A 21,851-nucleotide genomic window follows, 5' to 3' on the forward strand; every position below is an offset into this window, starting at 1 on the left:
GCGGCCCCTGACAGAGCGCCTGAGAGCCCTTCACAGAAAGGGCCCAGGCCGCCGCCCGAGGAGAGAATCAGACATGACCTTCGTCGTCACCGACAACTGCATCAAGTGCAAATACACCGACTGCGTGGAAGTCTGCCCGGTGGACTGCTTCTACGAGGGCCCGAACTTTCTGGTCATCCATCCTGACGAGTGCATCGACTGCGCCCTGTGCGAGCCGGAGTGCCCCGCCCAGGCCATCTTCTCGGAAGACGAGGTGCCGGAAGATCAGCAGGAGTTCATCGAGCTGAACGCCGACCTGGCTGAAGTCTGGCCGAACATCACCGAGAAGAAGGACGCCCTGGCCGACGCCGAAGAGTGGGATGGCGTGAAGGACAAGCTGCAGCACCTGGAGCGCTAACCCGCTGCAGAACGCAAAGACCCGCCAAGCGCGGGTCTTTTGCATTATGGGATAGCGTTGCTCGGAACAGTCGGCGCACCGCGGTGCACATCGCGGAGGCCAGTTGCCGGCGCCACGCCTGACGTGGCGGGTGCCCCTTGCGGATTGCGGGCAGGAATGGCGGGCAAAAAAAGGGGCGGCTTGCGCCGCCCACTTTTATTCCCTAGTCCCTTTATTTCCAAGCCCATCATCCTGATGAATCGCTTCTTGCGATGTTCCTGATCATCGTCCTGATGACCTGTGCTTATCCCTAAGCACGGTTGTGATATTAGCCGCTACAGACTTCCCTGCAAGCCGGCAAAAACCGCCCTCATCCAGTTCCTGAAAATAAAAATACGTTCAAAAACAATGAGTTAAAAAATAAAAAGACAAAAACAAGAGGCAGCCACCCCAAACGCTGACAGCGTCTGTAAGTGATGACTTACACGGGGACGCAGAAAAAACCCGGCCGAAGCCGGGTTGGTGATCGAGGCGAACGCTACTGGAACAGTGCGTCGCTCGAAAGGCCATTCTTTTCGAGGATCTCGCGCAGACGCTTGAGCGCCTCCACCTGGATCTGCCTGACCCGCTCGCGGGTCAGACCGATCTCCTGTCCCACCTCTTCCAGCGTACAGCTCTCATGGCCACGCAAGCCGAAGCGGCGTACCACGACTTCACGCTGCTTGTCGGTCAGGTCCGAGAGCCACTGGTCGATGCTCTGGGACAGGTCATCGTCCTGCAGCAGCTCACACGGGTCGGTCGGACGATCGTCGGTCAAGGTGTCGAGCAACGTCTTGTCCGAGTCCGGACCGAGCGAGACATCCACCGAGGACACCCGCTCGTTGAGGCCAAGCATGCGCTTGACCTCACCCACCGGTTTTTCCAGCAGGTTGGCAATTTCTTCCGCTGAAGGCTCATGGTCGAGCTTCTGGGTCAGTTCACGAGCCGCACGCAGGTATACGTTGAGCTCCTTGACCACATGAATCGGCAAACGGATGGTTCGCGTCTGGTTCATGATGGCCCGTTCGATGGTCTGGCGGATCCACCAGGTCGCATAGGTTGAAAAACGGAAACCACGCTCCGGATCGAACTTCTCCACAGCGCGAATCAACCCCAGGTTCCCCTCTTCGATCAGGTCGAGCAGAGAGAGGCCGCGATTGACGTAACGCCGAGCGATCTTGACGACCAGGCGCAGGTTGCTCTCGATCATGCGCTTGCGCCCGGCAGGATCGCCCTTCTGCGCCAGGCGCGCGAAGTGCACTTCCTCTTCGGGAGTGAGCAAGGGAGAGAAACCGATTTCGTTGAGGTAAAGCTGAGTGGCGTCGAGCGCCCGGGTGTAATCGATGTACTTGTGCTGCTTGGAGGGAGCGGCGTTCTTGGTCTTGGTACGCGCGACCGGTGCTTCCACCTCATCGCCCTGAACCTCGCCCAAGACGATACCCGGCTCCATGAGGAGCAGCTCATCGTCGACGTCAAACTCCGGCGCTTCTTTTTTTGTGAGAGCCATTGTTGTTGTCCCTAGCTGAGTTCGACAACAGACTCTGGCGGAACCGTCCTGGCCATACCTGAGCCCGTCCCTCCCACGAGATGGAACGAGTCAGCGGCGGATCAACGACGTGGCAGGTATTGCAGTGGATCGACAGGCTTACCTTGGCGGCGAATCTCGAAGTGCAGTTTCACCCGGTCGGCCCCTGTTGATCCCATCTCGGCAATGCTTTGCCCGGCTTTGACCTGCTGCCCCTCCCGTACCAACAGCCTGCGGTTGTGACCGTAGGCACTTACGTAGGTGTCGCTGTGCTTGATGATGATCAATTCGCCGTAGCCCCGCAAACCACTCCCGGCGTACACCACCGACCCATCAGACGCAGCTAAAACAGGCTGTCCTAATTCCCCGGCGATATCAATGCCTTTATTCAAACTACCGTTTGAGGAAAAACGGCTGATCACCGAGCCCTGCGTTGGCCAGGCCCAGCCGCTGGCCGAGCGGCTCACGGGCGTTACAGGTGTCGTGGCAGGCGTGCTGGCGACAGGCGGCTTGGCCGGCTTGGTCGCGGGCGGCGCGGTGACGGGAGTAGCAGGCTGAACCGGCCTGCTGGTTGTCGGCGTGCTGCTGCGAACGGGGGTCGACGCCACCGGCTGGCTGGCCAGGGCGCGATTGTCGAAGCGAATGATCTGGCCGACACGGATCAGGTAGGGATCACGCAGGCCATTGTGGGCAGCCAGGGCCTTCCAGTCCCAGCCGAAGCGGAAGGCGATCGAGTACAGGGTGTCGCCGCGCTGCACCACGTAGTGACCACTGCGCACGGGCTGACGCTGGATCACCGGCGCCCGCCCCTGGTTCTGCCCGCGCTCCACCACCTGTACGCCACCGGGAGGCGAACTGACGCAACCGGCCAGCGCGGCAACGGCGAGCGTGACCAGTGGCAGGCGCAGCGCCATGGTGGCGCGAAGCAGAACGTGAACGACGGTGCGACTCACCCGATGGCTCCCTGAATGATTCCGAGTACGGCGTATTGTGCCGTATTTATTCGGCGCGACCAGCATCGGCGGGTTGACGCTGTGCCAGCCACTCCAGGCCCAGCACCAGCACGATCCCGCCAATCGCCAGCAGCACGGCAATCAGCAGCTGTGCATCCTGGCCGCTGATCTCGGCAAAATGCCCGGGCAGCAGGTTGTGCTGCAACAGCGGCACCTGCTCACCCTTGCTGTCGATACGCCAGGTGAGCGTCTCCTTCCAGGGCCAGACCTTGTTCAGCGAACCGAGCATCAGGCCACTGAGAAAGGCCAGGCTCAGATCACGCCAGCGCGCCAGCAGCCAGCTGAGCAGCCGGGCAAAGCTGAGCAGCCCGAGCAGGCAGCCAGCGGCGAACACGCCCAGCACCAGGAGGTTGAGGTCCTTCACCGCCCCCAGCACCACCGAGTAGAGCCCCAGCAGCAGCAGGATGAAGCTGCCGGAGATTCCCGGCAGGATCATCGCGCAGATGGCGATCGCCCCCGCCAGGAACAGGGTCGGCAGGTCGCTCCCCCAGTGCATCGGGGCGGCCACGGTGATCCAGTAGGCGAACCCCAGGCCGAGCAGGAAACTCAGCACCCGCGTCCAGTTCCAGCGCCCGATCTCGCGCCCCACCAGGTAGGTGGACACGAGGATCAGACCGAAGAAGAACGACCAGACCGGTATCGGGTGATGCTTGAGCAGGTAGGTGATCAGCCGTGCGAGGGTGAGGATGCTGGTCAGAATGCCGCTGAACAGCACCAGCAGAAAGGTCGCATTGGCTTTCTGCCAGGCGTCCTTGATACGGCCGCGCAGCAACAACAGAAGCGCATCGGGAACGCTGGCGATGGAGCGCAGCAGCTCGTCGTAGATGCCGCTGATGAAGGCGATGGTACCGCCGGAGACGCCAGGCACCACATCGGCAGCGCCCATGGCCATGCCCTTGGCGTAGAGCAGGAAATGTTTCTTCATGGATCCTTCCAGAACGATAAAGCGGTCAGGCCAGTGGCCCGTTGAGTAACGGCACGAAACGCACGGCATCGAGCACGTGTCGGGAAAAGCCCTCCTCCTCGCGCACGATCAGCAACAGTTGCTGCACGTCGCCGCTGCCGACCGGTATGACCAGGCGACCACCCGGTGCCAGCTGGTCGAGCAGCGCCTGCGGTACCTGCGCAGCGGCGGCGGTGACGATGATGCCGTTGTACGGGCCCAGCGCATTCCAGCCTTCCCAGCCATCACCCCAGCGAAAGACCACGTTGCGCAGGCTGAGTTCGACGAGGCGCTCCTTGGCGCGCTCCTGCAGCCCCTGGATGCGCTCCACGGAGAACACCCGCTCGACCAACTGCGCCAGCACGGCGGTCTGGTAGCCGGAACCGGTGCCGATCTCCAGCACCTTGTCCAGCGGCCCGGCGGCCAGCAGCAATTCGGTCATGCGGCCGACCATGTAGGGCTGGGAAATGGTCTGGTTGTGACCGATGGGCAGTGCGGTGTCCTCATAGGCGCGGTGCGCCAATGCCTCATCCACGAACAGATGGCGCGGTGTACGGCGGATCACTTCCAGCACCCGCGCGTTGGACAATCCTTCCTCGTAGAGGCGCTGAATCAGCCGCTCACGGGTGCGCTGCGAGGTCATGCCGATCCCGCTGCGCTGCATGTCGTCCTGTCCACGCATCAGAAGATTCCCTCCAGCCAGCCGTCCATACTTTCGAGGGCTTCATTGAACGTCCGGTCGAGCCGCAGCGGCGTGACCGAAACGTAGCCTTGCATCACGGCGTGGAAGTCGGTGCCCGGGCTGCCGTCCTCGACATCACCCGCGGCCGCGATCCAGTAGCCTTCCTTGCCACGCGGATTGACCGCCTTAACCGGCGCCGGCGCGCGGGCACGGTGGCCCAGACGGGTCAGTTGCACGCCGCGGATATGCTCGAGCGGCAGGTTCGGCACGTTGACGTTGAGCACGGTACGCGGTGGCAGGTCGAGCTGCGCGTGCGCCTCGACCAGCTTGCGGGCGAAATAGGCAGCCGTCGGCAGGTTGTCGGGCAGGCGCGACAGCAGCGAGAAGGCAAACGCCGTCTTGTCCAGGAAACGCCCTTCCAGCGCAGCGGCGACGGTGCCGGAATAGAGCACGTCATCACCCAGGTTCGCCCCCAGGTTGATACCGGAGACGACCATCTCCGGCGTCTGCTCGAGCAGGCCGTTGATGCCCAGGTGCACGCAGTCGGTCGGGGTGCCATTGAGGCTGATGAAGCCGTTGGGCAGCGCCACCGGATGCAGCGGACGGTCGAGTGTCAGCGCACTGCTGGCACCGCTCTTGTCTTCGGCCGGCGCAACCACCACGCACTCGGCGTAATCGGCCAGCGCCTGGTGCAACGCGGCGATACCGGGTGCGTTCACCCCGTCGTCGTTGGAAATCAGAATTCGCATGGAGTATCCGTCTGCCCTGTCGGCATGAGGTCGACGAGCTCGCGCACCACGACGGTGGCGAAACTCCCGGCCGGCAGGACGAATGCAAGTTGCAGAATATCGGGTTCCGGATAATGCCACGTAAGGCTCTGAATGGGGAGGCGCAGAATGCGTCGTTCGTGAGCCATGCCCGCCTTGCTCAACCAGGCGAGCAGCGCCGGCTCCTCACTGCCGACCGCCTGCTCCAGCTCGTTCACCGCCTGCGCGGTCGGGGGCAGCCCTTCGCCCCAGAGCGGCCCGGTGGGGTGCAGATCGAGGATCGCCAGGCGCGGATCCTGGCACTCGGCCTCCCCGGCCATGAAGAAGCTGCGGCTGGTGGTGAAGGCCAGCAGATCGCCGACGCACGCCTGGTTCCAGCTCCCTGCGGCGACCCGCTCGGCCAGCACGCGGTTGAACAGGTAACTGCGTGCCGAGGACAGCAGCCGCGAACGCAGGTTGCGCTGCACCGGCAGCTCCTCGCGCTCGGCATGGCGCCGCGCCTCCAGCAGGTTGCCACCGTCGAAGCCGAAACGCTGCAGCCCGTAATAGTTGGGCACGCCCTGTTCGGCGATCTGCCGCAAGCGCTGCTCCAGCGCCTCGCGGTCGGCCTGCAGCGCGGTCAGGCGCAGGATGAAGCCGTTGGCCGAATGGGCACCGCGCTGCAGCTTGCGATTGTGTCGCTCGCGCTTGAGGATGCTCAGCGCCGGGCTTTCGGCGGCCGCCAGATCGGGGTCGGCCTTGCCTGGCAGGTGCAGGCTGAACCATTGCCGGGTGAGTGCCTGGCGATCCTTGAGGCCGGCGTAGCTGACCGCCTTGAGGGGCAGCCCCGCGGCGCGGGCGATGCGACGGGCGGCATCCTCGGTATTCAGGCCGCGCTTCTCCACCCACAGCCAGAGGTGTTCACCCTGGCCGGTGAGCGGAATGTCCAGCACTTCATCGACCTGGAAGTCCTCGGCGGTGGCCTTGAGCACGGCGCGCCCGCAGGCCTCGCCATGGGCGCGCGGGCCCAGCAGCTGCTGCTCGTTCATGCCTTGACCAGCAAGGCCACGGCATGCACCGCGATCCCTTCCTCACGCCCGGTGAAACCCAGTTTCTCGGTGGTGGTGGCCTTGACGTTGACCTGGTCCAGCTGCACGCCGAGATCCGCAGCGATGCACGCGCGCATGGCCTCGATGTGCGGCGCCATCTTCGGCGCCTGGGCGACGATGGTGGCGTCGACATTGCCCACCGCGAAGCCCTTGGCTCGCACCAGGCCCATCACGTGACGCAGCAGCGCGCGGCTATCGGCGCCCTTGAAGGTCGGATCGGTATCGGGAAAGTGCTTGCCGATGTCACCCAGCGCCACCGCGCCGAGCAGGGCGTCGCTCAGTGCGTGCAGCAGCACATCACCGTCGGAATGAGCGACGAGACCGAACCTGTGGGGAATCCGCACGCCACCGAGGGTGATGAAATCGCCATCGCCGAAGCGGTGTACGTCATAGCCATGACCGATACGCATAAAGAACAACGCCCTGAAAAAGTCAGGGCGCAATTCTAACCGGTTTGCCGGCCCGCTCGGATGAAATCCGCTCGAGTCAGGCCTGAGCCAGTGCCTGCGCATGGTGGCGCAGGTGATCCTCGATGAAGCTGGCGATGAAGTAGTAGCTGTGGTCATAGCCAGGCTGCAAACGCAGGGTCAGCGGATGGCCGACCGCCCTGGCAGCCGCCTCCAGCGCCTCGGGCTTGAGCTGGTTTTCGAGGAAGTCGTCACGATCGCCCTGATCCACCAGGATCGGCAGACGTTCGCTGGCCTCGGCCAGCAGCGCACAGGCATCCCACTCCTTCCAGCGCGAACGGTCTTCGCCGAGGTAGCGTGACAGTGCCTTCTCGCCCCAGGGGCAGTGCATCGGATTGCTGATCGGCGAGAACGCCGACAGCGAGCGATAGCGCCCCGGGTTGCGCAGCGCGCAGACCAGCGCACCATGCCCGCCCATCGAGTGGCCGGCGATGCCACGGCGGTCGGACACCGGGAAGTTGGCCTCGATCAGCGCGGGCAACTCCTGCACCACGTAGTCGTGCATGCGGTAGTTGCGCGCCCAGGGCTCCTGGGTAGCGTTGACGTAGAAGCCCGCGCCCTTGCCGAAGTCCCAGGCGTTGTCCGGGTCACCCGGCACATCGTCACCACGCGGACTGGTATCCGGCGCCACGATCACCAGCCCCAGCTCGGCGGCCAGGCGCTGCGCCCCGGCCTTCTGCATGAAGTTCTCGTCGGTGCAGGTCAGCCCGCTCAGCCAGTACAGCACCGGCAGCCTGCCGCCCTGCTCGGCCTGCGGCGGCAGGTAGACGGCGAACACCATGTCGCAACCCAGGGTGGTGGAACGGTGGCGATAGCGCTTGTGCCAGCCACCGAAACTCTTCTGGCAGGAAATGTTTTCCATAAGCCCCTCCGGACAGCGTCAGGCCACAAGCGACAGGCCACTGGTCGCTTGTAGCTCGTCGCTTGCCGCTATCAGAAATGGATGACGGTACGGATGCTCTTGCCTTCGTGCATCAGCTCGAACGCCTCGTTGATCTCGTCCAGACCCATGTTGTGGGTGATGAAGGTGTCCAGCGGGATTTCACCCTTCTGCGACTTCTCCACATAGCCCGGCAGCTCACTGCGGCCCTTGACGCCACCGAAGGCGCTGCCGCGCCAGACACGCCCGGTGACCAGCTGGAACGGACGGGTGCTGATCTCGGCACCGGCCGGTGCCACGCCGATGATGGTCGACTCGCCCCAGCCCTTGTGGCAGCACTCCAGCGCGGCACGCATCAGTTGCACGTTGCCGATGCACTCGAAGCTGTAGTCGACGCCGCCGTCGGTCATTTCGACGATGACGTCCTGGATCGGCTTGCTGTGCTCCTTCGGGTTGACGAAGTCGGTCAGGCCCAGCTCGCGGGCGACCGCTTCCTTGGCCGGGTTGATGTCGATACCGATGATGCGCGAGGCCTTGGCCATCTTGGCGCCGATGATCGCCGCCAGGCCGATGCCGCCGAGACCGAAGATGGCCACGGTAGCGCCCTCTTCCACCTTGGCGGTGTTGAGTACGGCACCGATGCCGGTGGTCACGCCGCAACCGAGCAGGCAGACCTTGTCCAGCGGCGCTTCCTTGGGGATCACGGCAACCGAGACTTCCGGCAACACGGTGTACTCGGAGAAGGTCGAGCAGCCCATGTAGTGATAGATCGGCTCGCCGTTGTAGCTGAAGCGGGTGGTGCCGTCCGGCATCAGGCCCTTGCCCTGGGTGGCACGCACCGAGCTGCACAGGTTGGTCTTCTGCGATTTGCAGAATTTGCACTCGCCGCATTCGGCGGTGTACAGCGGGATCACATGGTCACCGACCTTGACCGAGGTCACGCCCTCGCCGACCGCCTCGACGATGCCGCCACCCTCGTGCCCCAGCACGCAGGGGAAGACGCCCTCGGAATCCTGGCCAGACAGGGTGTAGGCATCGGTGTGGCAGACGCCGGTGGCGACGATGCGCACCAGCACTTCACCGGCCTTCGGCGGCTCGACATCGATCTCGACGATCTTCAGCGGCTCGTTGGGGCCGAATGCGACGGCAGCGCGGGACTTGATCATGGAAGCTCTCCTGAGCGTGAGTGAACGTGGCGAGCAGTCTAGATCAAGCCAATAAAGAGATAATCAGAGAAATATCAAAACATTATTGCTACACAGGGATAATATGCCGCCTGCTGCTGACAGCTGCTCGCGGATCACCCGCCAGCCGGCACCCGCAGCCCGATGGAGAACACATGAATCGCTGGGAAGGACTCGACGAGTTCGTCGCCGTTGCCGAATGCGGCCAGTTCAGCGCCGCCGCCGAGCGCCTGGGCCTGTCCACCTCACAGGTCAGTCGCCAGGTGGCGCGCCTGGAAGACCGCCTGCAAAGCCGCCTGTTCTACCGCAGCACCCGGCGCGTGGCGCTGACCGAGGCCGGCCAGCTGTTCCTGCAGCATTGCCAGCGCCTGCAGGATGCCCGCGAGGAGGCCCTGCGCGCGGTTGGCGACCTGGGGGCGGAACCCAAGGGCCTGCTGCGCCTGACCTGCGCCGTCGCCTATGGCGAGCGCTTCATCGTGCCACTGGTGAACGACTTCATGGCCCGCCACCCCCAGCTGCGCGTGGAAATCGAGCTGAGCAACCGCCAGCTCGACCTGCTCCACGAGGGCCTGGACCTGGCCATCCGCCTGGGACGACTGCAGGACTCGCGCCTGATGGCCGCGCGCCTGGCACCTCGCGAGATGTACCTGTGCGCGGCGCCGGAGTACCTGCAGCGCTACGGGCGCCCGCATTCGCTGTCGGAACTGGCGCGGCACAACTGCCTGATCGGCAGCAGCGACCACTGGGGCTTTGCGGAAAACGGCCGGGAAACCCAGGTTCGCGTGCAGGGCAACTGGCGCTGCAACAGCGGTCAGTCGGTACTCGACGCCGCGCTACGCGGTTTCGGCCTCTGCCAGCTGCCGGACTACTACGTGCTCGAGCACCTGCGCAGCGGGCGCCTGGTGTCGCTGCTGGAGCAGCACCGCCCGCCGAACACGGCGGTGTGGGCCCTCTATCCGCAGCAGCGCCACCTCTCCCCCAAGGTCCGCCAGCTGATCGATACCCTGCGCTCCGGCCTCAGCCAGCGCGCCGAATACCGTGTGCCGAGCTGACGCCACGCTGAACGGTCATGGAATGTCACAAGCCGGCGAGAAACTCGGACGCGGCAACAGCGTCGTAACCATGAGCCCCGCCGACGGGGCTTCGCCACTCATCAGCATGAGGACATGGTTATGCAGGTTCTGGTCAACAGCGGTAAGCACGTTGCCTCCTCGATGGCCCTGAAGGACGACATTCGCAGTCGCGTGCAAGCCAAGCTGCAACGCTACGAAGACCATCTCACCCGGATCGAACTCCACCTCTCCGACGAAAATGCGCTGAGGAACGGTCCACAGGACAAACGCTGCAAGGTGGAAGCGCGGATGAAGGGCCGCGACCCGCTGACGGTTTCCCACGATGCGGCCGAGTTGCAGCAGGCCATCGACGGTGCGGTGAACAAGCTGACCCATGCACTGGAACGCAACCTCGGCAAGGATGCCAAGCGCTGGGCTCACTGAGGCTCAGCGCGGCTCCGACCACAGGACCTGCAGATACTGCAGGTCTTCCGGGCGGGTCACCTTGAGGTTGTCCGCCCGCCCCTCGACCAGACGCGGCGCCAGTCCGGCCCACTCCATGGCCGACGCCTCATCGGTGATCGCCACCTGCGCCCGCAAGGCCTGCGCCAGTGCCTGGCGCAAGGCACCGAGACGAAACATCTGTGGCGTATAGGCTTGCCAGATCACGCTGCGATCGACGGTTTCCTGCACCCTTCCGTCGGCGCCGGCACGCTTGAGGGTATCGCGGGCGGGCACCGCCAGCAGACCACCGACCGGGTCGTCGGCCAGGCTGTCCAGCAGGCGTTGCAGGTCTTCCTGAGCCAGATTGGGGCGGGCAGCGTCATGCACCAGCACCCAGTCGTCGTCGGCCGCGCCTTCGTTCTTCAGGGTTTCGAGGCCGGCCAGCACCGAATCGGCGCGCTCACGCCCACCGGCGGCCCGGCGGATGCGCGGATCGCTGGCGACGGCCAGCACAGGCCAGTACGGATCGTCAGCCGCCAGGCTCACCACCACCCCACGCAGAGCGGGATGATCGAGAAAGCGCTGCAGCGTGTGCTCGAGAATGCTGCGACCGGCCACCTGCAGGTACTGCTTGGGACGATCGGCAGCCATGCGCGCGCCGATACCGGCGGCTGGAATCACCAGCCAGAATCTCGCGCTCATTCGGTCAGCAGGTAGAGGGTCTCGCCCTCTTTGAGCATGCCCAGCTCCTGGCGTGCACGCTCTTCGACGGTCTCCATGCCGCGCTTGAGCTCCATCACCTCGGCCTCGAGGATACGGTTGCGCTCCAGCAGGCGCTCGTTCTCGCCGCGCTGCTCGGCAATCTGCTGCTGCAGACGACTGACCTGGGCAAGACTGCCCTCGCCGACCCACAGGCGATACTGCAGACCGGCCAGCAACAGGATCAGCACGATGAACAGCCAGTACGGACTACGCATGGAGCGGCGGCTCGCGAAATGAGTCATCGGCATGGTAGGGGCTGCGTTCATGCTTGAAAAGAAGCGGACTGATGAGTGACATGGGTTTTAAGGTCCTGCATCCGTGCAATGGTTCCCTGATGGCGACGAGGCGCCCACGAAAAAGGGCGACTTGCGTCGCCCTTTTCCAAAGCCAAACGATCTTGCGAGTCAGCGTCCTGCCAGGAAAAACAGGTGCGGAAGCGGAGTTTACTGAAGCCAATGAGCATGAGTCACTCCACTCCCCCTTCGGGCCGCGCTGAGGCGGCTTGCCGAACCTGTTCCTGACGCTGCAGGAGCGACGCGCAACAGGCCGTTGTCAGCCGCGGAACTCGGCGCGGCCGTTGTACGCGGCCTTGCCACCCAGCTGCTCTTCGATGCGCAGCAGCTGGTTGTACTTGGACACGCGGTCGGAGCGGCACAGCGAACCGGTCTTGATCTGGCCTGCGGCAGTGCCCACGGCCAGGTCGGCGATGGTGCTGTCTTCGGTTTCGCCGCTGCGGTGCGAGATCACGGCGGTGAAACCGGCGGCCTTGGCCATCTGGATGGCTTCCAGGGTCTCGGTCAGCGAGCCGATCTGGTTGAACTTGATCAGGATCGAGTTACCGATCTTCTCGTCGATACCACGCTTGAGAATCTTGGTATTGGTGACGAACAGGTCGTCACCGACCAGCTGCACCTTGGCGCCGATCTTGTCGGTCAGCACTTTCCAGCCGGCCCAGTCGGACTCGTCCATGCCGTCTTCGATGGAGATGATCGGGTAGCGCTGGGTCAGACCGGCCAGGTAGTCGGCGAAGCCTGCGGCGTCGAACACCTTGCCTTCGCCTTCCAGGTCGTACTTGCCGTCCTTGAAGAATTCGCTGGAGGCGCAGTCCAGGGCCAGGGTCACGTCGTCACCCAGCTTGTAGCCGGCGTTGGCCACGGCTTCGGCGATGGCGGCCAGCGCGTCTTCGTTGGACGCCAGGTTCGGCGCGAAGCCACCCTCGTCACCCACGGCGGTGTTCAGGCCACGGGCCTTGAGCACGGCCTTGAGGTGATGGAAGATCTCGGCGCCCATGCGCAGGGCATCGGCGAAGTTCTTGGCGCCGACCGGCTGGACCATGAACTCCTGAATGTCGACGTTGTTGTCGGCGTGCTCGCCGCCGTTGATGATGTTCATCATCGGCACCGGCATGGAGTAGACGCCCGGCGTACCGTTGAGGTCGGCGATGTGTGCGTACAGCGGCACGCCCTTGGCCTGCGCGGCGGCCTTGGCGGCAGCCAGGGACACGGCGAGGATGGCGTTGGCGCCCAGCGAAGCCTTGTTCTCGGTGCCGTCGAGTTCGATCATCGCACGGTCCAGCGCCTGCTGATCGGTCGCGTCCTTGCCCAGCAGCAGGTCGCGGATCGGGCCGTTGATGTTGGCCACGGCCTTCAGTACGCCCTTGCCCAGGTAGCGGCTCTTGTCACCGTCACGCAGCTCCAGCGCTTCGCGCGAGCCGGTGGAGGCGCCGGAGGGTGCGCAAGCGCTGCCGACGATGCCACCTTCGAGGATGACGTCGGCTTCCACGGTGGGATTGCCACGGGAGTCGAGAACCTCACGACCCTTGATGTCGACGATCTTTGCCATTCTTGTTAACACTCCAATAGTTGACGGTAAGACGGCAGCAGCGGGCTGCGCGAGACCGCCGCTGCCCGCAGGCAGGTCGGCGGCACACTCTGACTCACGGGTCAGGGGGATTTTCTGGGGCGGCACTTTACCGGATTGCGACCGGTTCAGGCAGTCTCGATCGGCGGAAAACTCTTCACCAGGTCATCCAGCTGCTTGAGCTGAGCGAGGAAGGGCTCCAGCTTGCTCAGGCGCAGTGCACAGGGACCGTCGCACTTGGCGTTTTCCGGCTCCGGATGCGCCTCGAGGAACAGACCGGCAAGGCCCTGGCTGATACCGGCCTTGGCCAGGTCGGTGACCTGGGCACGGCGGCCGCCGGCGGAATCGGCACGACCGCCCGGCATCTGCAGGGCATGGGTCACGTCGAAGAACACCGGGTACTCGAACTGCTTCATGATGCCGAAGCCGAGCATGTCCACCACCAGGTTGTTGTAGCCGAAGCTCGAACCACGCTCGCAGAGGATCAGCTGATCGTTACCGGCTTCCTCGCACTTGTGCAGGATGTGCTTCATCTCCTGCGGCGCGAGGAACTGCGCCTTCTTGATATTGATCACCGCGCCGGTCTTGGCCATGGCCACCACCAGGTCGGTCTGCCGGGAGAGGAAGGCCGGCAGCTGGATGATGTCGCACACCTCGGCCACGGCAGCCGCCTGATGCGGCTCGTGAACGTCGGTGATCACCGGCACGCCGAAGGTCTTCTTCACTTCCTCGAAGATCTTCATGCCCTCTTCCAGGCCAGGGCCACGGAAGGAGGTGACGGAGGAGCGGTTGGCCTTGTCGAAGCTGGCCTTGAACACGTAGGGGATACCGAGCTTCTCGGTGACCCGCACGTACTCCTCGCACGCCTGCATGGCCAGGTCGCGCGATTCGAGTACGTTGATACCCCCGAACAGCACGAACGGCTTGTCGTTGGCGATCTCGATGTTGCGAACCTTGATGATCTTCTGAGCCATGCCTTAGACCTTCTTCCCTTTCTGTGCCAGCGCGGCGTTGACGAAACCGCTGAACAGCGGGTGGCCGTCACGCGGTGTGGAGGTGAATTCCGGGTGGAACTGGCACGCGACGAACCACGGATGATCCGGCGCCTCGACCACTTCGACCAGCGCGCCGTCACCGGAACGGCCAGTGACCTTCAGGCCGGCGTCGGTCAGTTGCGGCAGCAGGTTGTTGTTCACCTCGTAGCGGTGACGATGACGCTCGACGATCACGTCCTTGCCGTAGCAGTCATGCACCAGCGAACCGGCCTGCAGCTGACAGTCCTGCGCGCCGAGGCGCATGGTGCCGCCCAGGTCGGAGGTTTCGCTGCGCTGCTCGACGCTGCCTGCGGCGTCCTGCCATTCGGTGATCAGCCCCACCACCGGATGCTGGCTGGCCATGTCGAACTCGGTGGAGTTGGCGTCGCTCCAGCCCACCACGTTACGGGCGTACTCGATGACCGCCACCTGCATGCCGAGGCAGATACCCAGGTAGGGAATCTTGTTCTCGCGGGCGTACTGCACGGTCTTGATCTTGCCTTCCACGCCACGCAGACCGAAGCCGCCCGGCACCAGGATGGCGTCCACGCCTTCGAGCAGCGCGGTGCCCTGGTTCTCGATGTCTTCGGAATCGATATAGCGCAGGTTGACCTTGGTCCGGTTCTGGATGCCGGCGTGGCTCATCGCTTCGATCAGCGACTTGTACGCGTCCAGCAGTTCCATGTACTTGCCGACCATGGCGATGGTGACTTCTTTTTCCGGGTTGAGCTTGGCATCGACCACGCGGTCCCACTCGGAGAGGTCGGCACTGCCGCACTCCAGACCGAAACGCTCGACGACGAAGTCATCCAGGCCCTGTGCATGCAGCACGCCCGGGATCTTGTAGATGGTGTCGACGTCTTCCAGGCTGATCACCGCACGCTCTTCGACGTTGGTGAACAGGGCGATCTTGCGCCGCGAGGACACATCGATCGGGTGATCGGAGCGGCACACCAGCACGTCCGGCTGCAGGCCGATGGAACGCAGTTCCTTGACCGAATGCTGGGTCGGCTTGGTCTTGGTCTCGCCGGCGGTGGCGATGTACGGCACCAGGGTCAGGTGCATGAGCATCGCGCGCTTGGCGCCGACTTCGACACGCAGCTGACGGATCGCCTCGAGGAACGGCTGCGACTCGATGTCACCCACAGTGCCACCGATCTCCACCAGGGCCACGTCGGCATCGCCGGCGCCCTTGATGATGCGACGCTTGATCTCGTCGGTGATGTGCGGGATGACCTGGATGGTCGCACCCAGGTAGTCACCACGGCGCTCCTTGCGCAGTACGTCTTCGTACACGCGGCCGGTGGTGAAGTTGTTGTTCTGGGTCATGGTGGTGCGGATGAACCGCTCGTAGTGGCCCAGGTCGAGGTCGGTCTCGGCGCCGTCCTGCGTGACGAACACCTCACCGTGCTGGAACGGGCTCATGGTGCCCGGATCGACGTTGATGTAGGGGTCCAGCTTGAGCATGGTGACCTTCAGGCCCCGCGCCTCCAGGATGGCCGCCAGTGAAGCCGAGGCAATGCCTTTCCCCAATGAAGAAACAACACCACCCGTGACGAAGATGTAGCGCGTCATGAAAAACCCTAGAAGTCTGCGTTTAAGCGGTCAGTGCCGCCGGGGAAAGCGAAGGAGCGCCATTACTCGCAACAAACAATGGCAAGCCCGCCAAGCTCCCTGGGGGAGTCGGCAAAAGCTGTATTAAGACGGGAGCGTAGTCTACCCGAAACGCCTTACCAGCTCAAACCTTGCGCGCCGATCGGCGGCGACCAGTGAAGACGCACGCCGCACGCCTGTAACGACGCTGATTGCGCCAGATTTGCCACGGCCATCAACTCGTCGCCATCGAACAACAATGGCAGTCGCGGACGCACGAACGCCGGCACTCGCCACTCGTTGAGCAGGCGCTTGAGGTCGCGCCTGCCACGCTCCGGCAGGAGCAGCGATTCGCCACCCAGGCGGTAGCGCAGGTGCCAGCGCCCCGCAGGCAACTCACCCCGTATCTGCACCTGGCCGTTGCCAGGCAGTTCGGATGTGCCCTGCATGCGCACAATGGCAGGATCGGGCAGCACGGGCGGCGCCAGCCAGTCAGCGCTGAGCCAGTACAGGCGGCCATCGGCGCGGTGCAGCTCGCCATCCGCCAGCTTCCAGACGGGCGACGCATCCCCGGCCGCGTCGCGCAGGTCCCGCCAACCGGCCCAGTGATCGCTGTCGGGCATGCGACTCAACGGCGCCAGCCAATGACGCAGCAGATTGCGCTGCCGCACATCGCTCAGCTGCGTTACCAGCGACAGCTCGAGCGACGGCAGCGCCAGCCAGGAAAACGCCGGTTCGCCGTGCGCAGCCTGAAGATCCATGCGGGCCAGCTCGCCCAACAGCTGCTCGGCCTCGCTCAGGTGCGCCGCACTGCGCGCGAGAGCGACGCTAGCCTGGGGCCAGCGCTCGGCCAGCAACGGCATCACTCGCTGGCGCAGGAAGTTGCGGCTGAATCGTGTGTCGGCGTTGCTCGGGTCTTCGATCCAGCTCAGCCCGTGCGCCTCGGCGTAGCCCTGCAGTTCGGCCCGCGAGCAATCCAGCAGCGGCCGCAGCAGCGTCCCCCGCCCCAGCGGGCGCTGCCCTGGCATGGCCGCCAGGCCACGCACACCGGCGCCGCGCAGCAGGCGAAACAGCAGCGTCTCCGCCTGGTCATCACGGTGCTGGGCACTGAACAACACCGCATCCGGCTGCAGATGCTCGGCAAAGGCCGCGTAGCGCGCCTGCCGCGCCGCCTGCTCGACGCTGGCCTGCGCCGCCACCTGCACCGCAACCACCTGCAAAGGGATACCCAGCGCTGCGCAGAACTGCCGGCAATGCTCAGGCCAGGCCGCAGCGACCGGTTGCAGGCCGTGCTGCACATGAATGGCCGAGAGCGCTGGCACGGCCTCGCGCCGGGCCAGCTCGGCGAGCAGATGCAGCAGCACGCTGGAATCCAGGCCGCCAGAGAAGGCAACGCACCAGGCCGAGGCGGTGCGCCAGGGCCCCAGAGCCTGGCGCAGGCGATTATCGAGAGCAGTCATCGACGCAGCTTAAAACAACAACGGGCCCGAAGGCCCGTTGTGATTTGCACAGGATGGATCAGGCGATGCCGTAGCTCATCAGGCGGTCATAACGACGCTTGAGCAGCGCCTCGGTGTCGTGCTCCTGCAGGCTGGCCAGTTGCTTGGTCAGTTCCTGGCGGATCGACTCGGACGCGGCAGCAGGATCGCGGTGCGCGCCACCCAGCGGCTCGGCGATGACCTGGTCGACGATGCCCAGGTCCTTCAGGCGCTCGGCGGTGATACCCATGGCTTCGGCAGCGTCCGGCGCCTTCTCGGCCGTACGCCAGAGAATGGAGGCGCAACCTTCCGGCGAGATCACCGAGTAGGTGGAGTACTGCAGCATGTTCAGCTGATCGCAGACGCCGATGGCCAGTGCGCCGCCGGAGCCACCCTCACCGATCACGGTGGCGATGATCGGGGTCTTCAGGCGCGCCATGACGCGCAGGTTCCAGGCGATCGCCTCGCTCTGCCCGCGCTCCTCGGCGTCGATGCCCGGGTAGGCACCGGGAGTGTCGATAAAGGTCAGGATCGGCATCTTGAAGCGCTCGGCCATTTCCATCAGGCGGCAGGCCTTGCGGTAGCCTTCCGGGCGCGGCATGCCGAAGTTGCGGCGTACCTTCTCGCGCACTTCACGGCCTTTCTGGTGGCCGATGATCATCACCGGCTGGTCAGCCAGACGCGCCACACCACCGACGATGGCGGCATCGTCGGAGAAGTGACGATCACCGTGCAGCTCGTCGAACTCGGTGAAGATGTGCTGGATGTAGTCCAGGGTGTAGGGGCGGCGCGGATGACGGGCGAGCTGGGCAATCTGCCAGCTGCTCAGATTGCCGAAGATGCTTTCGGTCAGGGCGCTGCTCTTGTCCTGCAGGCGGGCAATCTCGTCGCCGATGTTCAACGAGTTGTCATTACCGACCAGGCGGAGCTCTTCGATCTTGGCTTGCAGGTCGGCGATCGGCTGTTCGAAGTCGAGGAAATTCGGGTTCATAGTCATCCGTCTTGCGTCGACGGCCAAGTGGCCGGGGAGCTGTATCCATTAGGCGCCCTACCTTAAGGGATAGGACGCAGCGGGTCGACACCCGCAGGTGCCTTTGCCGATGCCAGGGGGAATTTCCCCTCTCGCAATTCAGCGGTAGTGCAAAAAGACGTTGTCGCGCCCGAACTGGTCACGCAATGCCTGAATCAAAGTGTCAGCCGGGTCGATTCGCCAGGCGTCGCCGAACTGAAGCAAGGCGCGTGCCTCTTCACCACTGTAGTCCAGCGTGACCGGGCAGGCGCCCCTGTGCTTGCTGCACAGTTCCGCCAGCCAGCGCAGACGATCGCCCTTCAACGCGGCACTGGCGACCTTCAGGCGCAGGCTGTCGGCCAGGCCGGTGCGCGCCTCCTCCAGGCTCATCACGCGCTTGGCGCGCAGGCGCAGGCCACCGGAGAAATCGTCGTTGCTGACCTCCCCCTCGACCACCACCAGCGCATCGTTCTGCAGCAGCGCCTGGTTGCTGGCGAAGGCATCGGCGAACAGCGAGGCCTCGATGCGCCCGGAGCGGTCGTCGAGGGTGATGAAGCCCATCTTGTCGCCCTTCTTGTTCTTCATCACCCGCAGGTTGACGATCATCCCGGCGATGGTCTGGGTATCACGGGCCGGCTTCAGCTCGACGATGCGCTGGCGGGCGAAGCGACGAATCTCGCCTTCGTACTCATCGATGGGGTGACCGGACAGGTAGATGCCCAGGGTGTCCTTCTCGCCCTTGAGGCGCTCCTTGATCGGCAGCTCGCGCGCCTTGCGGTGGTTGGCGTACATGTCCGCTTCGGGCTCGCCGAACAGGCCGCCGAACAGGTCCATGTGACCACTCTCGGCGCTGCGTGCGGTCTGCTCGGCCGACTGCACCGCCTCCTCCATGGAGGCCAGCAGCACGGCGCGGTTCTTGTCGACGCTGGCCTGGTAGGCCTTGAGCTCGTCCTGGTAGTAGGGGCCGAGACGATCCAGGGCGCCACTGCGGATCAGCGCCTCCAGAGTGCGCTTGTTGATGCGCTTGAGGTCGACGCGATTGCAGAAGTCGAACAGGTCCTTGAACGGCCCGCCTTCGCTGCGGCATTCGACGATGGCCTCCACCGGCCCCTCGCCGACGCCCTTGACCGCGCCCAGGCCATAGACGATGCGACCGTCGTCGTTGACGGTGAACTTGAACTCGGAGACGTTCACATCCGGCGGGTCGATGCGCAACTTCATGTTGCGGCACTCTTCCACCAGGATCACCACCTTGTCGGTGTTGTGCATATCCGCCGAGAGCACCGCCGCCATGAACGGCGCCGGGTAGTGCGCCTTGAGCCAGGCGGTCTGGTAGGACACCAGGCCATAGGCTGCGGAGTGCGACTTGTTGAAGCCGTAGCCGGCGAATTTTTCTACCAGGTCGAAGATGTTACCGGCCAGTTCCGCGTCGATGTTGTTGTTGGCACAACCTTCGATGAAGCCGCCGCGCTGCTTGGCCATCTCCTCGGGCTTCTTCTTGCCCATGGCGCGGCGCAGCATGTCCGCCTGACCCAGGGTATAGCCACCCATGACCTGGGCGATCTGCATCACCTGTTCCTGGTACAGGATGATGCCGTAGGTCGGCTTGAGCACCGGCTCCAGGCCTGCGTACTGGTAGTCGGGGTGCGGATAGGACAGCTCGGCACGGCCGTGCTTGCGGTTGATGAAGTCGTCCACCATGCCGGACTGCAGCGGCCCCGGGCGGAACAGCGCCACCAGTGCGATCATGTCTTCCAGGCAGTCGGGCTTGAGCTTCTTGATCAGCTCCTTCATGCCGCGCGATTCGAGCTGGAAGACCGCGGTGGTCTCCGCCTTCTGCAGCATGTCGTAGGTTTTCTTGTCGTCCAGCGGGATGAAGTCGATGTTGACCAGTTCCTCGTCGGAGGCACCGTCGCGCTTCTGCACGCGATGGATGGTTTCCATCGCCCACTTGATGATGGTCAGGGTACGCAGGCCGAGGAAGTCGAACTTGACCAGGCCGGCCTGCTCGACGTCGTCCTTGTCGAACTGGGTCACCAGGCCGCCGCCCTCCTCGTCACAGGCGATCGGCGAGAAGTCGGTGAGCTTGGTCGGCGCGATGACCACCCCCCCGGCGTGCTTGCCGGTACCACGCACCACACCCTCGAGCTTGAGCGACATGTCCCAGATTTCCTGGGCTTCCTCGTCGTTCTTGAGGAAGTCGCGCAGCGGCTCCTCCATCTCGTAGGCCTTCTCCAGGGTCATGCCCACTTCGAAGGGGATCATCTTCGACAGCCGATCGGCCAGGCCGTAGGACTTGCCCTGAGCGCGCGCGACGTCACGCACCACCGCCTTGGCCGCCATGGAACCGAAGGTGATGATCTGGCTCACCGCGTTGCGCCCGTACTTCTCGGCCACGTAGTCGATCACCCGGTCACGGCCATCCATGCAGAAGTCGACGTCGAAGTCGGGCATGGAGATCCGCTCGGGGTTGAGGAAACGTTCGAACAGCAGGTCATAGGCCAGCGGGTCGAGGTCGGTGATCTTCAGCACGTATGCCACCAGGGAGCCCGCACCCGAACCACGGCCCGGACCGACCGGCACGCCGTTGTTCTTCGCCCACTGGATGAAGTCCATCACGATGAGGAAGTAACCGGGGAAACCCATCTGGATGATGATATCGAGCTCGAAGTTGAGGCGGTCGATGTAGACCTGCTTCTTCGCCTCGTAGTCCGGCGTGTCCTTGGGCAGCAGCACCTCGAGGCGCTCTTCCAGGCCCTCGAAGGACGCATGCCGCAGGTAGTCGTCGATGCCCATGCCGCCCGGCGTGGGGAAGTCCGGCAGGAAGTACTTGCCGAGCTGTACCTCGATATTGCAGCGCTTGGCGATCTCGACGGTGTTCTCCAGTGCCTCGGGCAAGTCGGAGAACAGCTCGCACATTTCAGCGGGGCTCTTCAGGTACTGCTGGTCGGAGTAGTGCCGTGGCCGGCGCGGATCGTCCAGGGTGCGGCCTTCGCCGATGCAGACGCGGGTTTCGTGGGCCTCGAAGTCGTCCTGCTTGATGAAACGCACGTCGTTGGTGGCCACCAGCGGCGCCTCGACACGATCGGCCAGCGCCACCGCCGCGTGCAGGTACTCTTCGTCACCGACACGGCTGGTGCGCTGCACTTCCAGGTAGAAGCGCTCCGGGAACACCTGCATCCACTCGCGCAGGCGCGCCTCGGCCTGGGCCTCGTCAGCAGCCAGCAAGGCCATGCCGACCTCGCCCTCGCGCGCGCCGGACAGGGCGATGAGCCCATCGGCAGCGGCCTTGACCCAGTCGCGCTGGATGATCACCAGGTCGTTGCTCTGCCCTTCGGACCAGCCCCGCGAGATCAGCTCGGTTAGATTGCGATAGCCCTTGGCGTTCATCGCCAGCAGGGTCAGACGGGTCAGCGGGCCATCTTCCTCGGCGCTGGCCATCCAGATGTCGGCGCCGCAGATCGGCTTGACCCCAGCGCCCATGGCGGTCTTGTAGAACTTCACCAGCGAGCACATGTTGCTCATGTCGGTGACTGCCACTGCCGGCATACCGCCCCCGGCAACGGCCTTGATCAGCGGTTTGACCCGCACCAGGCCATCGACCAGGGAATATTCGGTGTGCAGACGCAGATGGACGAAAGCTTGGGTCATGGGC

At 64.3% G+C, this 21,851-nt stretch carries 21 protein-coding genes; 3 read left to right on the forward strand and 18 right to left on the reverse strand.

Features of this window, described 5'->3' with window-relative positions:
* Positions 1 to 73 precede the first annotated feature (73 nt).
* Complete coding sequence (gene fdxA, locus E4487_RS15160) at positions 74 to 397, forward strand: ferredoxin FdxA (RefSeq protein ID WP_037053831.1); 324 nt, start codon at positions 74 to 76, stop codon at positions 395 to 397.
* 517 nt (positions 398 to 914) lie between these two features.
* Here the strand turns inward: fdxA and rpoS are convergent.
* From rpoS to E4487_RS15205, 9 genes are all read right to left on the reverse strand, one after another.
* Entirely contained in the window at positions 915 to 1,922 is a 1,008-nt protein-coding gene (gene rpoS, locus E4487_RS15165) for an RNA polymerase sigma factor RpoS (protein WP_037053828.1), read from the reverse strand.
* A gap of 101 nt (positions 1,923 to 2,023) precedes the next feature.
* Positions 2,024 to 2,893, reverse strand: coding sequence for a peptidoglycan DD-metalloendopeptidase family protein (locus E4487_RS15170; RefSeq protein WP_373921536.1), 870 nt, complete (start codon positions 2,891 to 2,893; stop codon positions 2,024 to 2,026).
* A 46-nt stretch (positions 2,894 to 2,939) separates the two neighbouring features.
* Positions 2,940 to 3,878: a DUF368 domain-containing protein gene (locus E4487_RS15175; RefSeq protein WP_037053825.1), complete on the reverse strand. Its 939-nt coding sequence runs from the start codon at positions 3,876 to 3,878 to the stop codon at positions 2,940 to 2,942.
* A 25-nt stretch (positions 3,879 to 3,903) separates the two neighbouring features.
* A complete protein-coding gene (locus E4487_RS15180) occupies positions 3,904 to 4,539 on the reverse strand; it encodes a protein-L-isoaspartate(D-aspartate) O-methyltransferase (RefSeq protein ID WP_167494371.1) in 636 nt (211 codons plus the stop codon).
* Between the two features lie 38 nt (positions 4,540 to 4,577).
* Positions 4,578 to 5,327, reverse strand: coding sequence for a 5'/3'-nucleotidase SurE (gene surE, locus E4487_RS15185; protein WP_037053820.1), 750 nt, complete (start codon positions 5,325 to 5,327; stop codon positions 4,578 to 4,580).
* A complete protein-coding gene (truD, locus tag E4487_RS15190) occupies positions 5,315 to 6,373 on the reverse strand; it encodes a tRNA pseudouridine(13) synthase TruD (protein WP_175253764.1) in 1,059 nt (352 codons plus the stop codon). Before truD ends, surE begins: the two co-directional genes overlap by 13 nt.
* On the reverse strand, positions 6,370 to 6,843 hold the full coding sequence (ispF, locus tag E4487_RS15195) for a 2-C-methyl-D-erythritol 2,4-cyclodiphosphate synthase (protein WP_037053815.1): 474 nt from the start codon (positions 6,841 to 6,843) through the stop codon (positions 6,370 to 6,372). The genes truD and ispF overlap by 4 nt, the downstream gene beginning before the upstream one ends.
* Before the next feature lie 76 nt (positions 6,844 to 6,919).
* Positions 6,920 to 7,762, reverse strand: coding sequence for an S-formylglutathione hydrolase (fghA, locus tag E4487_RS15200; protein WP_037053812.1), 843 nt, complete (start codon positions 7,760 to 7,762; stop codon positions 6,920 to 6,922).
* Positions 7,763 to 7,833: 71 nt separating this feature from the next.
* On the reverse strand, positions 7,834 to 8,946 hold the full coding sequence (locus tag E4487_RS15205) for an S-(hydroxymethyl)glutathione dehydrogenase/class III alcohol dehydrogenase (protein ID WP_037053808.1): 1,113 nt from the start codon (positions 8,944 to 8,946) through the stop codon (positions 7,834 to 7,836).
* Positions 8,947 to 9,119: 173 nt separating this feature from the next.
* On the opposite strand from E4487_RS15205, the gene E4487_RS15210 reads away from it, so the two are divergent.
* Positions 9,120 to 10,016, forward strand: coding sequence for a LysR substrate-binding domain-containing protein (locus tag E4487_RS15210; RefSeq protein WP_037053805.1), 897 nt, complete (start codon positions 9,120 to 9,122; stop codon positions 10,014 to 10,016).
* Positions 10,017 to 10,136: 120 nt separating this feature from the next.
* Positions 10,137 to 10,460 (forward strand): HPF/RaiA family ribosome-associated protein, encoded by a 324-nt coding sequence (locus E4487_RS15215; RefSeq protein WP_175253765.1) that lies wholly within the window; start codon positions 10,137 to 10,139, stop codon positions 10,458 to 10,460.
* 3 nt (positions 10,461 to 10,463) lie between these two features.
* Here the strand turns inward: E4487_RS15215 and ispD are convergent, their stop codons facing one another.
* The 9 genes from ispD to dnaE all read right to left on the reverse strand — a co-directional run bounded on the left by ispD (position 10,464) and on the right by dnaE (position 21,847).
* Positions 10,464 to 11,162: a 2-C-methyl-D-erythritol 4-phosphate cytidylyltransferase gene (gene ispD / locus E4487_RS15220; protein ID WP_175253766.1), complete on the reverse strand. Its 699-nt coding sequence runs from the start codon at positions 11,160 to 11,162 to the stop codon at positions 10,464 to 10,466.
* Entirely contained in the window at positions 11,159 to 11,437 is a 279-nt protein-coding gene (locus E4487_RS15225) for a septum formation initiator family protein (protein WP_037053844.1), read from the reverse strand. The genes ispD and E4487_RS15225 overlap by 4 nt, the downstream gene beginning before the upstream one ends.
* A 47-nt stretch (positions 11,438 to 11,484) precedes the next feature.
* Entirely contained in the window at positions 11,485 to 11,685 is a 201-nt protein-coding gene (locus E4487_RS15230; RefSeq protein WP_134677477.1) for a hypothetical protein, read from the reverse strand.
* A gap of 89 nt (positions 11,686 to 11,774) precedes the next feature.
* On the reverse strand, positions 11,775 to 13,064 hold the full coding sequence (eno, locus tag E4487_RS15235) for a phosphopyruvate hydratase (RefSeq protein ID WP_134677476.1): 1,290 nt from the start codon (positions 13,062 to 13,064) through the stop codon (positions 11,775 to 11,777).
* A gap of 146 nt (positions 13,065 to 13,210) precedes the next feature.
* Positions 13,211 to 14,056, reverse strand: a complete 846-nt coding sequence (gene kdsA, locus E4487_RS15240) for a 3-deoxy-8-phosphooctulonate synthase (protein ID WP_152489209.1) — start codon at positions 14,054 to 14,056, stop codon at positions 13,211 to 13,213.
* Between the two features lie 3 nt (positions 14,057 to 14,059).
* Positions 14,060 to 15,691, reverse strand: coding sequence for a CTP synthase (locus E4487_RS15245; protein ID WP_175253767.1), 1,632 nt, complete (start codon positions 15,689 to 15,691; stop codon positions 14,060 to 14,062).
* 155 nt (positions 15,692 to 15,846) lie between these two features.
* Positions 15,847 to 17,169, reverse strand: a complete 1,323-nt coding sequence (gene tilS, locus E4487_RS15250) for a tRNA lysidine(34) synthetase TilS (RefSeq protein ID WP_175253768.1) — start codon at positions 17,167 to 17,169, stop codon at positions 15,847 to 15,849.
* A gap of 58 nt (positions 17,170 to 17,227) precedes the next feature.
* Complete coding sequence (locus E4487_RS15255) at positions 17,228 to 18,178, reverse strand: acetyl-CoA carboxylase carboxyltransferase subunit alpha (RefSeq protein ID WP_175253769.1); 951 nt, start codon at positions 18,176 to 18,178, stop codon at positions 17,228 to 17,230.
* Between the two features lie 138 nt (positions 18,179 to 18,316).
* On the reverse strand, positions 18,317 to 21,847 hold the full coding sequence (gene dnaE / locus E4487_RS15260) for a DNA polymerase III subunit alpha (RefSeq protein ID WP_175253770.1): 3,531 nt from the start codon (positions 21,845 to 21,847) through the stop codon (positions 18,317 to 18,319).
* Positions 21,848 to 21,851 lie beyond the last annotated feature (4 nt).

Origin of the sequence: Pseudomonas sp. BMW13, assembly GCF_013357275.1 — a bacterium.
Lineage (GTDB): Bacteria > Pseudomonadota > Gammaproteobacteria > Pseudomonadales > Pseudomonadaceae > Aquipseudomonas > Aquipseudomonas khazarica.

Excerpts from the sequence above, each read along its gene's own strand:
- fdxA (WP_037053831.1), top strand. The coding sequence starts at position 74 with ATGACCTTCGTCGTCACCGACAACTGCATCAAGTGCAAATACACCGAC.
- rpoS (WP_037053828.1), bottom strand. The coding sequence starts at position 1,922 with ATGGCTCTCACAAAAAAAGAAGCGCCGGAGTTTGACGTCGACGATGAG.
- E4487_RS15175 (WP_037053825.1), bottom strand. The coding sequence starts at position 3,878 with ATGAAGAAACATTTCCTGCTCTACGCCAAGGGCATGGCCATGGGCGCT.
- E4487_RS15180 (WP_167494371.1), bottom strand. The coding sequence starts at position 4,539 with ATGACCTCGCAGCGCACCCGTGAGCGGCTGATTCAGCGCCTCTACGAG.
- surE (WP_037053820.1), bottom strand. The coding sequence starts at position 5,327 with ATGCGAATTCTGATTTCCAACGACGACGGGGTGAACGCACCCGGTATC.
- truD (WP_175253764.1), bottom strand. The coding sequence starts at position 6,373 with ATGAACGAGCAGCAGCTGCTGGGCCCGCGCGCCCATGGCGAGGCCTGC.
- ispF (WP_037053815.1), bottom strand. The coding sequence starts at position 6,843 with ATGCGTATCGGTCATGGCTATGACGTACACCGCTTCGGCGATGGCGAT.
- fghA (WP_037053812.1), bottom strand. The coding sequence starts at position 7,762 with ATGGAAAACATTTCCTGCCAGAAGAGTTTCGGTGGCTGGCACAAGCGC.
- E4487_RS15205 (WP_037053808.1), bottom strand. The coding sequence starts at position 8,946 with ATGATCAAGTCCCGCGCTGCCGTCGCATTCGGCCCCAACGAGCCGCTG.
- E4487_RS15210 (WP_037053805.1), top strand. The coding sequence starts at position 9,120 with ATGAATCGCTGGGAAGGACTCGACGAGTTCGTCGCCGTTGCCGAATGC.
- E4487_RS15215 (WP_175253765.1), top strand. The coding sequence starts at position 10,137 with ATGCAGGTTCTGGTCAACAGCGGTAAGCACGTTGCCTCCTCGATGGCC.
- ispD (WP_175253766.1), bottom strand. The coding sequence starts at position 11,162 with ATGAGCGCGAGATTCTGGCTGGTGATTCCAGCCGCCGGTATCGGCGCG.
- E4487_RS15225 (WP_037053844.1), bottom strand. The coding sequence starts at position 11,437 with ATGCGTAGTCCGTACTGGCTGTTCATCGTGCTGATCCTGTTGCTGGCC.
- E4487_RS15230 (WP_134677477.1), bottom strand. The coding sequence starts at position 11,685 with ATGCTCATTGGCTTCAGTAAACTCCGCTTCCGCACCTGTTTTTCCTGG.
- eno (WP_134677476.1), bottom strand. The coding sequence starts at position 13,064 with ATGGCAAAGATCGTCGACATCAAGGGTCGTGAGGTTCTCGACTCCCGT.
- kdsA (WP_152489209.1), bottom strand. The coding sequence starts at position 14,056 with ATGGCTCAGAAGATCATCAAGGTTCGCAACATCGAGATCGCCAACGAC.
- E4487_RS15245 (WP_175253767.1), bottom strand. The coding sequence starts at position 15,691 with ATGACGCGCTACATCTTCGTCACGGGTGGTGTTGTTTCTTCATTGGGG.
- tilS (WP_175253768.1), bottom strand. The coding sequence starts at position 17,169 with ATGACTGCTCTCGATAATCGCCTGCGCCAGGCTCTGGGGCCCTGGCGC.
- E4487_RS15255 (WP_175253769.1), bottom strand. The coding sequence starts at position 18,178 with ATGAACCCGAATTTCCTCGACTTCGAACAGCCGATCGCCGACCTGCAA.
- dnaE (WP_175253770.1), bottom strand. The coding sequence starts at position 21,847 with ATGACCCAAGCTTTCGTCCATCTGCGTCTGCACACCGAATATTCCCTG.